We start from the raw sequence: 12,805 nt of genomic DNA, 5'->3' as shown, positions 1-12,805 counted from the left end.
CAAAACGTGCGTCAACCTGTTGCCGCGAGGTCGCAGGGGCGATAAAGCCCGCACCCGATCCCGCACCCGGGAATGACGCAGGCGTACTGTCCCATGCGTGTTTCCGGGGGCGCCAGCAACCGGCAGGAATTGACCGACCCATGATTTCGTTTTTCCGCAATTTCTTTCAGTCGAAAATCGGGCTGCCCATCTTTATCGGGTTTCTCATTCTGGTTGCGCTCGCATTTGCGGCTGCCGACATAACCGGCAGCACGTTCGGCGGCGTTTCAGGCGGTGACAGGGTTGCCGTGGTGGGCGATGATAGGATCGACACGTCAGAACTGGTCAGCACCACCAATTCCGCGATCCAGACCGTGCGTCAGGAGAACCCTACGATCACAATGCCCGAATTTATCGAGCAAGGCGGGCTGGATGAAGTGCTGCGGCAATTGATCGATCGCTACGCCATTGGCGGGTATGCGGAGGCCAATGGCCTGCGCGCCGGAAACAATCTGGTGAATAGCGAAATCCTTCAGATTGCAGCGTTTCGCGGACCGACCGGCGATTTTGACGAGGGCGTTTATCAAGCTGCGCTGGCCAGACAGAATTTGACCGATGCAATCCTTCGCCGGGACCTTGCCGATGGCCTGCTGGCCCAGCAATTGCTTGTCCCGGCTTTGTCTGCACCCAGAATGCCAACAAAGGCGGCCAAGCAATACGCCGCGCTGCTGCTGGAACGCCGACGCGGCGGCATTGCATTTGTCCCCAGCTTTGCTTTCGCACCGGAAGGCGACCCTACCGATGAGCAATTGCAAGAGTTTTACAGTGAAAACCGCTCCCGCTTTGTCCTGCCGGAACGGCGCACGCTGCGTTATGCGGTGTTTGGGCCCGATAGCGTTGACGCCAGTATCAAACCGACGCCGGAGGAAATCCGCGCTTTCTATGAAGAAAACGCAGAGCAGTTTGCGGCCAGCGAAACGCGCGACGTGTCCTCCTTCCTCGTGCCGACACAGGACGCCGCCACATCGCTGGTTTCGCGCATTCGCGGCGGACTTTCTCTCGAAGCCGCAGCCAGGGAGGCCGGTTTCAGCGTTTCAACCGCTCAGGACCAGACGCAGTCCCAAGTCGCGAGCACGCTGAGCCCGGCAGTCGCAGCAAATGTATTTGCCGCGGCTGATGGTGCGATTGCCGAGCCTGCGCAAAGCGGGCTTGGCTGGTATGTCGCGCGCGTCGACGGGATCGAACGCACGCCGGCGCGCACCCTTGCCCAGGCAACCCCGGAGATCACCGATCAATTGCAGGCACAGAAACGCACGCTCGCTCTCGCTGATTTGAGCGCACGAATCGAAGAGGAAGTCGATACCGGCAACCCGCTGACCGAAGTCGCCGAAGCCTATAATCTTGAGGTCGCCACCACTCCGCCCCTGCTTGCAGATGGCCGGGTTTTTGGTCCGCAGGGCGGCCAGGTTAACCCCGGATTGGTCCCGACGCTGGAGACAGCGTTCCAGATGGACGAAAGTGAACCGCAGCTGGCCGAAATCGTGCCCGGCACACAGTTCATCATATACGAAGTGTCGAGCATCACCGAGGCCGCAGCGCCGCCGCTTTCAGAAAACCGCGAAGAGGTCGAGATGGCGTGGCGTTTTGCTGAGGGTGCCAAGGCCGCGCGAGAAAGCGCTGATCGCATTCTGGAAAAGGTTCGCGCTGACAGCGATCTGGCATCGGCCATCGCAGAAGAGGACACCGCCCTGCCCCCGGTCGAGCAGATTGATCTGGAGCGCCGCCAATTGTTTGCCCGGCAGGATCAAAACCCGCCGCCGCCGCTGGTGCTGATGTTCAGCATGGCGCAGGGATCGACCAAGATTTACGAAGCGCCGCAGGACATTGGGTGGTATATCGTGAACCTGAACGAAATCGTGACCGAGGATATCCCGGACGACAATCCGCTTGTCGAACAGACACGCCAGCAGCTCGCAGCGGCCCTTAGCGGGGAGTACACCGAGCAGCTGACCAATGCGATCCGTGCCGAGATCGGTGTCGAGCGCAACGAAGACGCTATCGAAGCCGTGCGCCGCCAGCTGCTGGGCGAGACGAACTGATCGATGCTTAATCTCCTCGCCGCGTGACCTCCGCCCCATCCGTATCCGCATCGCTTGAGAATGCCGCTGGCGCTTCAAATGCGCTCGCCGCTGGCAAACCTGCGCTGGTGTGGCGCAAGATCGTGGCCGACAGCGACACACCGGTGGGCGCAGCGCGGCGGCTGATTGAGCCGGGCCGCGGTGATTTTCTGCTGGAATCGGTGGAAGGCGGCGAGGTGCGCGGCCGTTACAGCCTGCTTGGGCTCGACCCTGACCTCGTATTCAGGGGCAGCGAAGGCAAGGCGGCAATCAATCGCGCCTGGCGAACGGATCGGGACGCATTCGAGCCATGCGCCAAAGACGCCTTGGCAGAACTGCGCGCCCTAGCCGATGCCTGCCGGATCGATACGCCCGACGTTCTGCCGCCTGCCCTTGCCTGTTTGGTTGGATATTTTGGATACGAAACGATTGGCCTTGTCGAAACGCTTCCCCGCGCCGAGGCGAGCGAGCTGGCGCTGCCAGACATGCTGTTTGTCAGGCCGACAATCATCCTAGTGTTCGACAGCCTTGGCGATGAGCTGTTCTGCATCGCCCCGATTTGGGAAGCCGCATCTCCGATAGCTGCAATTGCCGATGCGGAAGAACGGATAGACGAGACCTTGCGCGCCCTCACCCGTCCGCGCCCCCCGGAACCGCGTGTTGCCGGCGGCACTCCTGCGCCGCAGCTGACACCGGTCATGGCAGAAAGCGATTACAAGGACATGGTCGCCCGCGCCAAGGATTACATCGTGGCAGGCGATATCTTTCAGGTGGTGCTGGCCCAGCGGTTCACTTGCCCGTTCGAGCTGCCGCCGCTGGAATTATATCGTGCGCTGCGCCGGGTTAACCCTTCCCCATTTCTTTATTTCCTCGACCTGCCGGGCTTTGCGATTGTCGGTTCAAGTCCCGAGATACTGGTGCGCGTTCGCGATGATGCCAAGGGCGGGAAGGAAGTCACGATCCGCCCCATCGCCGGAACGCGCCCGCGCGGTGCAAACCCTGCCGAGGACCGCGATAACGAAATAAGCCTATTGGCTGACCCCAAAGAGCTGGCGGAGCACCTGATGCTACTCGATCTGGGGCGCAATGACATAGGCCGCGTCGCCGCGCGCGGCAGTGTTGAAGTCACCGACAGCTTTACCATCGAACGTTACAGCCACGTGATGCATATCGTCAGCAATGTGATCGGCGCACTGGATGATGACAAAGACGCGCTTGATGCGCTGTTTGCAGGCTTTCCGGCGGGAACTGTGTCCGGCGCGCCCAAGATAAGGGCGTGCGAAATCATCGCAGAGCTGGAGCCGGAAACGCGCGGGGCCTATGCTGGCGGCGTCGGCTATTTTGCGCCCGACGGTTCCGTTGACAGCTGCATCGTCCTTCGCACGGCGGTCGTAAAAGACGGGACAATGCATGTGCAGGCGGGCGCGGGGATCGTGGCAGACAGCAACCCCGATTATGAATACGCAGAATGCCGCGCGAAAGCAGGCGCGCTGATTGCAGCTGCAGGCGAGGCTGTGCGCATTGCCAGCGAACCTGGTTTTGGACAATGAGCGAAATTATGACCATTAAACGCACCCTTTCCCTCGCCCTGATCGTATCGCTGGCCGCGTGCAATCCCGAACCATCGGGTGAGCCTGTGATGCGCGCGCAACTGGAAAGCGATGGCGGCGTTACGGTCATTGCTTCTGATGATGCGAGCAACGCGCCCGCCGAACAGATCGCCCTTCCCTCCGACTGTTCGGGCGTTACGTTTGAAGGGGCTGCTTTCACCCATTGCATCGCCGATCCCGCCAGCCACTCAATCACCACGGCCAAGGCCGCCGTTAGCGGCGATGATTTCGGGCGGATCGCTTCATATGCGGCAATCGCGCAGCCGGGCACGGTAGCGTTTGCGACGAATGCCGGAATGTACGGAGATGACCTTAATGCAATCGGATATTTTGTGCAGGACAGCCAGCGTCTTAAAGAATTGAACCGCGCCGATGGTGAGGGCAACTTCCACATGAAACCCAACGGCGTTTTCTTCGGCAGCGATTGCAATTGGCGGGTGCTCGATACCGATACGTTTTTTCGCACTATTGGCGACCGCCCGCAATTCGGCACGCAATCCGGCCCGATGCTCGTCATCAACGGAGAGCTTCACCCTGACTTTCAGGAAAACGGCCCGTCGCGCGCGATCCGCAACGGTGTCGGCGTAGATGCCGATGGCAAAGCGCATTTTGTCATTTCAGATGAACCCGTCAGCTTTGGAGTGTTTGCGCGGTACTTCCGCGATGAGTTGCAGACGCCAAATGCGCTCTATCTTGATGGCAATGTGTCATCGCTGTGGAACCCGGCGACGGGCCGGATGGATACAGGCCGCGTGGGCCCGTTGCTCGTGGTGGAGAAAAAGTAATGCCGCCATCCAACATGCAGAGTTATGAGCGGACGCTCTATCCCGAAATTGAGCCCTACCAGACCGGTATGCTCGATGTCGGAGAGGGGCATTCGCTGTATTGGGAGCGATGCGGGACACCTGGCGCAAAACCGGCAGTGTTCCTGCATGGCGGCCCCGGCGGCGGAATGAGCCCCTCGCATCGCAGGCAATGGAACCCGGACAGGTATGATGTCCTGCTGTTCGACCAGCGCGGCTGCGGCAAATCCACGCCGTTTGCAGAGATCGAAAACAACGACACTCAGCGCATTGTCGAGGATATCGAGGCGCTGCGCAAGATGTGCAGCCATGATGCGTGGCAGGTATTCGGCGGCAGCTGGGGCGCAACCCTTTCGCTCGCCTATGCGCAGGCATATCCTGAACGCACGACAGAACTGATCCTGCGCGGGGTGTTTCTGGCCCGCCAGCAAGAGAAAGGCTGGCTCTATCGCTTTGGTGCAAGCGAGATCATGGCGGAGCAATGGGACAATTTTACCGGCCTGATCCCCGAAAGCGAGCGTGATGACCTCGTCAAAGCGTATTACGCGCGGCTGACCAGCGAGGATGAACAGACCCGTCTGGATGCAGCACGCGAATGGTCACTTTGGGAGGGCACCGTGGCAACGCTGCTGCCCAATGAAGGTTTGCTCGAAGAATTTGCCGACCCATCAAAAGCCGTGCCATTTGCCCGCATCTGCGCGCGTTTCTTCCTTGAGGACTTCTTCCTTGAAGAAGGTCAGCTGCTGGCAAACATGGACAGGATCAAACACATCCCTGGCATTATCGTTCAGGGCCGTCACGACATCTGCACCCCGCCCGCAGCGGCATGGGCGCTGAAAAAGGCATGGCCCGAAGCCCAGCTTTGGATGGTCCATGATGCCGGGCACAGCGCCAGCGAACCGGGGATCATAGATGGGCTGGTGCGAGCGACAGATGCCTTTGCCGAGCATTCCGCATGATCCTCGTCATCGACAATTACGACAGCTTTACCTTCAATCTGGTCCATTATCTGATGGAACTGGACGTTGACGTCCGCGTGGAGCGAAATGATGCCATCAGCGCGTCTGAAGCATTGGCAATCGGCGCGGCAGGCTATCTCATTTCGCCCGGCCCCTGCACTCCTAATGAAGCCGGGATCAGCCTTAATCTGGTCGCTGCGTGTGCGGATGCGGGCAAACCGCTGCTTGGCGTATGCCTTGGCCATCAATCGATCGGGCAGCATTTTGGCGGGAGCGTGGTGCGCGGCGGGTTGATGCACGGCAAAACCTCGCCTGTAACACATGACAATAGCGGCGTTTTTGCAGGCCTCCCCTCGCCCTTCACAGCGACACGGTATCACAGCCTTGAAGTCGTGGACGTGCCCGATGTCCTCGTCGCCAATGCCCACGCTGCAACGCCCGGACTTGACGAGCAAAGCGTTATGGGTTTCCGCCACGAAACGCTGCCCATTCACGGCGTGCAGTTTCACCCTGAAAGCATCGCAACCGAACACGGTCATGCCATGCTCGCCAATTTCCTGAAGGTGTGCGGCATCGATGCCAAGCTCCCCGAAAGGCTGACCCAATGAAGACGCTGCCGCTAGCCGTTCCGCACATGGATGAAGCCGAGGCCGAAGAGGTTTTCGGATGGATCCTCGACGGTGAGGCGAGTGACGAGGAGATCGCCCGCTTCCTGCTCGCAATGACCGAACGCAGCGAAACGGCAGAAGAAATCGCAGGCGCCGCCCGCGCTCTGCGTGCCCGGTTGATCCCGGTGCCTGGACCAGACAACGCTATCGACGTTTGCGGCACTGGCGGCGATGGACACCACACGCTCAACGTCTCCACTGCCGTTGGCCTAGTGGTCGGCGCCTGCGGCGTGCCGGTCGCGCGTCACGGCAACCGCGCGATCTCTTCAAAGGCGGGCGTAGCCGACACTCTTGAGGTGCTTGGCCTCGACATGGAGGCGGCGGGACGCACAGCGGAAAAAACGCTGGCTGAAATCGGCATCTGTTTCCTTTTTGCGCCGAACCACCATCCCGCGATGGGCCGTATTCAGCCTATCCGGAAGAAACTGGGCCGCCGCACAATCTTCAACTTGATGGGGCCGCTTTCCAACCCTGTCGGAGTGTCACGTCAGTTGATCGGGATCGCGCGCCCTGCCTATGTCCCCATCTATGCCGAGGCGAAAGCTCGGCTTGGCACAGAGCGCACATTCATCGTTTCGGGTGATGAGGGGCTGGATGAATTGAGCCTTGCGGGCGGGAATGAGCTAGCAGATGTCGCGGGCGCAGATTTCGCCATGAAGCGCGTTGATGCAGGGATGGCCGGCCTTCCCAATTCTCCGGTGGAGGCAATTCGCGGCGGAGACCCGGCACACAATGCCGAGGCATTGAAAGGCCTGCTTGCAGGCGGCAAAAGCGCATACCGCGATGCGGTCTTGCTCAATTCAGCGGCCGCGCTGATGGTCGCCGATGATGCGGAGGATTGGCAGACCGGCGCCGCAATGGCAGCAGAAGCGCTCGACAGCGGGAAAGCATCTGGCTTGCTCGCAAAATGGATTGAATTGGCAAAGTAACCTTATGAACAAGCTGGAAGAAATCTGCGCGGCGAAACGCGAAATCGTTGCCGCTCGAAAAGCGGCCATTTCGCTTTCGCAAATGGAAACGACCGCGCGCACCCAGACCCGCCCTCGCGGGTTTGAGGCAGCACTGCGGACAAAATCGCAAACCAGCTATGCGCTTATTGCCGAGATCAAGAAGGCGAGCCCGTCAAAAGGCTTGATCCGGGAAGATTTTCGTCCCGCCCAACATGCCAGCGATTACGAGGCAGGCGGAGCTGCCTGTCTTTCGGTCCTGACCGATGCGCCGTATTTTCAGGGTGCGGATGAATATCTGATCTCGGCGCGGGCGGCCTGCACTCTGCCTGTGCTGCGCAAGGATTTCATGGTTGATCCATGGCAGTGTCTTGAGGCCCGGACACTGGGTGCGGATGCCATTCTGGTTATCGTCGCTGCGTTGGAAGACGGCGAGATGGCCGAGATTGAAAGCGCGGCACTGGATCACGGGATGGACGTGCTGGTCGAGGTTCACGATGAAACCGAGCTGGAACGCGCGGCAAAACAGCTCAAATCGCGCCTGATCGGGGTCAACAATCGCGATCTGAAGACCTTTACTACCACGCTCGAAACGACCGAAAGGCTGGCCCCGCTCGCTCCTGAAGGCGCGTTGCTCGTCGGGGAAAGCGGGATTTCGTCTCACGCCGATTGCAATCGGCTTGCGCGGTCCGGCGTGCGCACATTCCTGGTCGGGGAAAGCCTGATGCGCGCGAATGATGTCACAGGGGCCACGGCGGCGCTTTTGAACGGTTGAGAGCGGGTCTGTCCTACCACTAAGGATCGCGGTATGGTTGGCGAATGACAGCGCATCCACTCCCTTTTTCAGCCGCCCCATCTTCCCGCTCAGGACCGTGTAACATGCGGTCCATGTCTCCCCTGCAGGGAGGCGTCTGATGAGCGATCTGACCCACCTCGATGACAGCGGCGCGGCGCATATGGTGAATGTCGGCGCGAAGGCTGAAACCCAGCGACTTGCCATTGCTGCCGGGCGCATCACCATGTCGCAAAGCGCGCTGGCCGCGATCCGCGCAGGCAATGCGCCAAAAGGCGATGTGCTTGGCACGGCCCGCATTGCGGGCATTATGGCAGCCAAGCGCACCGGCGAGCTGATCCCGTTATGCCATCCCCTCGGGTTGGAAGCGGTGAGCATCGACTTCACCTTCGAAGAAGACGGAGTCGCTGTCACGGCCAGCGCATCGCTAACCGGCAAAACGGGTGTCGAAATGGAGGCGATGGTGGCGGTCTCCACCGCGCTGCTGACAATCTATGACATGGCAAAAGCGATCGACAAGGGGATGGTTATCGAAGCCGTGCGCCTGATTGAGAAACGCGGCGGTAAATCGGGCACGTGGAAAGCAGATAGCTGATGGCTGATATGCTCACGCTGGAAGAGGCGCAGGCACGCCTCCTCGCGCTTGCGCCAGAGCTCGGTGTTGAGCGCGTTTCAGCGGATGGCTTTGCCGGAGAGCGTTATCTGGCGGAGGACCTCATGGCCGCGCGAACGCAGCCGCCAGCGGACCTGTCCGCCATGGACGGCTACGCCATTTGCGGCGGCGGGCCGTGGTCAAAGGTAGGAGAAAGCCGCGCCGGCACCCCCTTTGCGGGCAGTCTTGATGAAGGGCAATGCACCCGTATTTCTACAGGTGCCCAAATGCCTGAGGGAAGCGACCGCGTCCTGATACAGGAAAATGCGGTGGTCGAGGGTGATACGGTATCGCTTGCCCAAGGCGAGACGCGGCCGGAAGCAGCGCGGCACGTTCGCAGCAAGGGTTTCGACTTTGTTGCGGGCGAACGGGTGATGCGGATCGGAACGAGCATGGGCCCGGCGCAGATCGCGCTAGCCATCGCGGCGGGACACGGCCTGTTGCCGGTGCGCAGGCTGCCACGGATCGCAGTGCTCGACAGCGGCGATGAACTGGCCTCCGATCCAGCGGATTGCGGCCCCGACCAAATTCCTGCAAGCAACGGCCCGATGATCGCCGCCATGCTGCGCCCTCTAGTGGGCGGTGTAACCCGGCTTGGCCCGGTGGCGGATGACACGGAGGCATTGGCCGATGCACTTGCTCTGGCTGAAGGTCATGACATCCTTATCACATCAGGCGGCGCATCCGTCGGCGATCACGATCTTGTCCAGCAGGCACTGATCAACTGGGGGGCGAACCTCGCGTTCTGGAAAGTCGCGATAAAGCCCGGCAAGCCATTGATGGTGGCGACGCGCGGCGAGCAAATCATACTCGGGCTCCCCGGCAATCCGGTGTCGAGTTTCGTGACGTGTTTTCTGTTCGGCATTCCGCTGGTCCGCGCCGCGCTTGGATCGACGTCGCCGATGGGCGCGCCGCGCAACCTCATCGCCGCGGAGGATTTGCCCGCTACTGGGAGCCGCCGCGAATTCCTGAGAGGAATTGCCGATGGTGAAACCGTCAGCCAGTCGGCGGTTCAGGATTCGAGTGCGTTGCAGGCGCTTGCCACGGCGAACTGCCTGATTGACCGACCCGCTGGATCGCTTTTCGTGCGGAAAGGCGAGACAGTTCCGGTGTTTTACCTCCACAACGGCTGAATTCTGCGGGTTATCGCGCTTAACGAAACTTGACAGGTCGAATCGGGTTGCCTATTCGTTCCGCATTCGTTCACCTTATCGGTGCGCGGGGAGTATCGGCAAAGCACCAGCTATCGGTGCCTCTTCGGATGCGTGAAACAGGCACTACGGGCTATTTGTCGGTCCGGCACGTGCGTTTTAGGGAGTGACCCCATGCTGACTGCAAAGCAGCACGAATTGATCCAATTCATCCAGAAACGTCTGGATGAAACCGGTATCTCGCCAAGTTTCGAAGAAATGAAGGAGGCGCTCGATCTCAAGAGCAAATCGGGTGTTCACCGCCTGATCTCTGCCTTGGAAGAACGCGGGTTTATCCGGCGTTTGCCCAACAGGGCGCGGGCGCTGGAAGTGATCCGCCAACCCGAAGATTCCACGCCTACGCCCCGCGCCACGGTTAATGCCAATGATACGGTCGCCTCGGCCTCTGCGGTCATGAAACAGGCGCCAGAGCCTGCCAATGACGTGATCGAGATCCCGCTGCATGGCCGGATTGCCGCCGGTGCTCCGATTGAGGCGCTGGAGGGTCAAAGCTCGCTTCCGGTTCCGGCTGCGCTGCTTGGTCCTGGTGAGCACTACGCTCTCGAGGTATCGGGAGATTCCATGATCGAGGCGGGGATCTTCGACGGTGATTTCGCACTTGTGCGTCGGACTGACAATGCCCGCGATGGCGAAATCGTGGTTGCCTTGGTCCGTGATGAAGAAGCGACGCTGAAATACCTCCATAAGGACGGCGGTAATATCCGCCTTGATCCGGCCAACGCGATGTACGACCCGCAAGTTTACGGCGCGGGTGAGGTAAAGGTTCAGGGCAAGCTTGCAGGCTTACTGCGGCGCTACCACTGATGTGTTGCGCGGGGCAGCAGGTCTATTCCTGCGTCCCGCGCCACCATCCGTGCTGTCCCTGACCAGCTGAAACGCTGACGACCCGTTCATTGGCAAGGTCGATGGACAGACCACCAGTTTTCTGGAGCAAGCGACGGTCCGCTTTAAGCCATCGCGGCATGCAGGATCGCGGCAGGAACCGGTCAGCGACCACAATGTCGGATCGTTCACATGCTGCAGCCAAGGCGCGTTCTTCGACCATGTCACGGTTACGCGCCATCAGGATCGTCCATTCTCGCGCTGCTCGCGTGATCGTGACAAGGCAGAATTCAGTCGAGCAATTGGCGCCGCTCCACTGATCCAATGGGATAGGTTCGCTTTCCACGCTGGCGAGTTCCAGCAGGTTGTCCTTCGAATAGGACGACCGACTGTTCCGCAATGACAGCATATCGCGCGCGCCTTCGCCGTTTTCGATTGTGATGCCGACATGCCGGCCTTCGCGGCCAATCAGGAGGTCCGGGATTGGCGTCGCGAGCAAGGTCGCGGCGGCCAAGCCCGAAGGCAGCAGTCCCCATAAACGGGCCTTCCCGCTCCACAGCGCGAGCCACATGCCGCCGATGACAAACATGGCAATGGTTCCATAACCCATCTGCGGCATCAGTTTGACGGCACCAGGCTGCGCGGATGTGAAGTGGGCGAGCCCAAGAAGCACATCGAGCGATTTCTGAACCAGCCACCACGCAGGCCCGCCCAACCCCAGCAGGTCGAGCGCCAGCGCGAACGCAATCAGTGGCATGGAAATAAAAGTGACCAAAGGGATCGCAAAGACATTGGCAAAAGCGCCGTAAAACCCTGCCCTGTGAAAATGGAATAGCACAATCGGCATGAGCGCAATCTCAATCACAAGGCCGGTGATGAACAGCATAGCGACCTTTCGCCCGGTTCGCTTCAACCAAGGCTCCTCTCGTGCGGCGAGGAACGCCTTGGCAGGTGCCGAAGAATGCAATGCGACGATGGCGAGCACGGCTGAAAAGCTCATCTGAAAGCTAGGCCCAACCACGCTTTCCGGCCACAGAAGCATCACAAAGACTGCGGCAGCCGCCACCATCCGCAATGATAGCGCGTCTCTGCCCAGCGCCAGAGCAATAAGGACCAACATAGCGGCTGCGCAGCTTCTCACAGTCGGAACTTCCGCACCGGTCAGCAGCGTGTATCCAATCCCGGCAAGCGCGCCTGCCGCCGCAGCCGCCACCGGCAATCGCACCCTAAGGGCAAGGGGAGGAAACGCCGCCAACAACTTCAGTGCGATCAGATAGCCACCGGCGATCACGGCGCTCACATGAAGTCCGCTGATTGATAACAGATGCGTCAAACCGGAATCGCGCATCGCGTCTTCGTCAGCTTCGGTAATGGCGCCTCTGTCTCCGCTGGCAAAGGCGGCTGCGATTGTTCCAGCGGAGCCGTCCACGCGCTCCCTGACATGCGATGAAAGCGCGCGCTGAATAGCCGCCAGACCGCTTGCAGGCGGGGCCTGTTCCATGACTTCGATGCCGCCCATCACGCTGCCGGTTGCAGCCAATCCTTTGAACCATGCAGCACGCGCAAAATCATAAGAGCCAGGCAGCATCGGGCTGGCAGGTGGCATAAGGCGCACGCGGGCCCGAATGATCGCACCCTCCAGCAATATCGCAGTCGATTTGTCGCCTGAAACTGGCGTGTCCAACGGAACATTAACGCGGATTTTCCGGCTTTCACCGCTTCCCGCGTCGCGTACCGCCATCGTCAGCCGCACACGATTTTGGGCTGGCTGGTCCTCTCTGGCGAGGATGTAACCCTGGACGCGCTCGATTGTTGGCCGGTCGATCGGCTCTGCACCGACGGTCTCCGAACGCAGCCAGATAACCAATATTCCTGCGGCGAAAATAACACCTCCAGCGACGACCGCGCTGCGAAGGTGATCTCGCCCCTCCCCCGGTCTCCAGACAGCGAGTGCAAACAGCGCGGCCAGCAACGCGGCAGTGATAGCCATGATCCACTGCAGCGGCGATTTCAGTGCAAACCATGCTAAGATCCCGCTCGCAAACAGAACGGCGAGCCACGGGGCACGGTCAAACCCCGAAGCGCTCAGGAACCTGTTTGCGCCGCTCGCAATGATACGCGGGATGCTGGACAACGCTGCGCCCCTTTGCCAAGGGCGCTGCATTGCAACATTGTCGGCGGCCGGAACATCGGATGCACCGCCGCCCAAAGGCACTAATGGCGCGTCGCGCATGGTGTTTCCCC

The 12,805-nt window shown here is 60.4% G+C and carries 11 protein-coding genes; 10 read left to right on the top strand and 1 reads right to left on the bottom strand.

The window, feature by feature from the left end:
* Nucleotides 1-140 precede the first annotated feature (140 nt).
* The 10 genes from ACGHU1_RS00685 to lexA all read left to right on the top strand — a co-directional run bounded on the left by ACGHU1_RS00685 (nucleotide 141) and on the right by lexA (nucleotide 10,543).
* A complete protein-coding gene (locus tag ACGHU1_RS00685; protein ID WP_390582459.1) occupies nucleotides 141-2,078 on the top strand; it encodes a peptidyl-prolyl cis-trans isomerase in 1,938 nt (645 codons plus the stop codon).
* Between the two features lie 23 nt (nucleotides 2,079-2,101).
* On the top strand, nucleotides 2,102-3,646 hold the full coding sequence (gene trpE / locus ACGHU1_RS00680; protein ID WP_390582457.1) for an anthranilate synthase component I: 1,545 nt from the start codon (nucleotides 2,102-2,104) through the stop codon (nucleotides 3,644-3,646).
* Nucleotides 3,647-3,654: 8 nt separating this feature from the next.
* Nucleotides 3,655-4,491 (top strand): phosphodiester glycosidase family protein, encoded by an 837-nt coding sequence (locus ACGHU1_RS00675; protein WP_390582455.1) that lies wholly within the window; start codon nucleotides 3,655-3,657, stop codon nucleotides 4,489-4,491.
* Nucleotides 4,491-5,468: a prolyl aminopeptidase gene (gene pip, locus ACGHU1_RS00670; protein ID WP_390582453.1), complete on the top strand. Its 978-nt coding sequence runs from the start codon at nucleotides 4,491-4,493 to the stop codon at nucleotides 5,466-5,468. The genes ACGHU1_RS00675 and pip overlap by 1 nt, the downstream gene beginning before the upstream one ends.
* On the top strand, nucleotides 5,465-6,076 hold the full coding sequence (locus ACGHU1_RS00665) for an anthranilate synthase component II (protein WP_390582451.1): 612 nt from the start codon (nucleotides 5,465-5,467) through the stop codon (nucleotides 6,074-6,076). Before pip ends, ACGHU1_RS00665 begins: the two co-directional genes overlap by 4 nt.
* Nucleotides 6,073-7,065: an anthranilate phosphoribosyltransferase gene (trpD, locus tag ACGHU1_RS00660; RefSeq protein ID WP_390582450.1), complete on the top strand. Its 993-nt coding sequence runs from the start codon at nucleotides 6,073-6,075 to the stop codon at nucleotides 7,063-7,065. Before ACGHU1_RS00665 ends, trpD begins: the two co-directional genes overlap by 4 nt.
* 4 nt (nucleotides 7,066-7,069) lie before the next feature.
* Nucleotides 7,070-7,858 carry an indole-3-glycerol phosphate synthase TrpC gene (trpC, locus tag ACGHU1_RS00655; RefSeq protein ID WP_390582448.1) on the top strand — a complete coding sequence of 263 codons (789 nt, stop codon included), beginning with the start codon at nucleotides 7,070-7,072 and terminating at the stop codon, nucleotides 7,856-7,858.
* A 139-nt stretch (nucleotides 7,859-7,997) separates the two neighbouring features.
* Nucleotides 7,998-8,471 carry a cyclic pyranopterin monophosphate synthase MoaC gene (gene moaC / locus ACGHU1_RS00650; RefSeq protein WP_390582446.1) on the top strand — a complete coding sequence of 158 codons (474 nt, stop codon included), beginning with the start codon at nucleotides 7,998-8,000 and terminating at the stop codon, nucleotides 8,469-8,471.
* Nucleotides 8,471-9,661 carry a molybdopterin molybdotransferase MoeA gene (locus ACGHU1_RS00645; RefSeq protein ID WP_390582444.1) on the top strand — a complete coding sequence of 397 codons (1,191 nt, stop codon included), beginning with the start codon at nucleotides 8,471-8,473 and terminating at the stop codon, nucleotides 9,659-9,661. Before moaC ends, ACGHU1_RS00645 begins: the two co-directional genes overlap by 1 nt.
* Nucleotides 9,662-9,853: 192 nt before the next feature.
* Nucleotides 9,854-10,543, top strand: a complete 690-nt coding sequence (gene lexA, locus ACGHU1_RS00640; RefSeq protein WP_390582442.1) for a transcriptional repressor LexA — start codon at nucleotides 9,854-9,856, stop codon at nucleotides 10,541-10,543.
* 22 nt (nucleotides 10,544-10,565) lie between these two features.
* On the opposite strand, the gene ACGHU1_RS00635 is transcribed toward lexA, so the two are convergent.
* Nucleotides 10,566-12,794, bottom strand: a complete 2,229-nt coding sequence (locus ACGHU1_RS00635) for a ComEC/Rec2 family competence protein (RefSeq protein ID WP_390582441.1) — start codon at nucleotides 12,792-12,794, stop codon at nucleotides 10,566-10,568.
* Nucleotides 12,795-12,805 lie beyond the last annotated feature (11 nt).

The organism is Erythrobacter sp. MTPC3 (assembly GCF_042854385.1).
In the GTDB taxonomy this organism is placed as follows: domain Bacteria; phylum Pseudomonadota; class Alphaproteobacteria; order Sphingomonadales; family Sphingomonadaceae; genus Erythrobacter.
The sequence above is the reverse complement of the archived record's forward strand: the minus strand, read 5'-3'. Positions and strand labels throughout refer to the sequence as shown.

Coding starts and splice junctions, on each gene's coding strand:
- ACGHU1_RS00685 (WP_390582459.1), top strand. CDS start 141: ATGATTTCGTTTTTCCGCAATTTCTTTCAGTCGAAAATCGGGCTGCCC.
- ACGHU1_RS00675 (WP_390582455.1), top strand. CDS start 3,655: ATGACCATTAAACGCACCCTTTCCCTCGCCCTGATCGTATCGCTGGCC.
- pip (WP_390582453.1), top strand. CDS start 4,491: ATGCCGCCATCCAACATGCAGAGTTATGAGCGGACGCTCTATCCCGAA.
- ACGHU1_RS00665 (WP_390582451.1), top strand. CDS start 5,465: ATGATCCTCGTCATCGACAATTACGACAGCTTTACCTTCAATCTGGTC.
- trpD (WP_390582450.1), top strand. CDS start 6,073: ATGAAGACGCTGCCGCTAGCCGTTCCGCACATGGATGAAGCCGAGGCC.
- trpC (WP_390582448.1), top strand. CDS start 7,070: ATGAACAAGCTGGAAGAAATCTGCGCGGCGAAACGCGAAATCGTTGCC.
- moaC (WP_390582446.1), top strand. CDS start 7,998: ATGAGCGATCTGACCCACCTCGATGACAGCGGCGCGGCGCATATGGTG.
- ACGHU1_RS00645 (WP_390582444.1), top strand. CDS start 8,471: ATGGCTGATATGCTCACGCTGGAAGAGGCGCAGGCACGCCTCCTCGCG.
- lexA (WP_390582442.1), top strand. CDS start 9,854: ATGCTGACTGCAAAGCAGCACGAATTGATCCAATTCATCCAGAAACGT.
- ACGHU1_RS00635 (WP_390582441.1), bottom strand. CDS start 12,794: ATGCGCGACGCGCCATTAGTGCCTTTGGGCGGCGGTGCATCCGATGTT.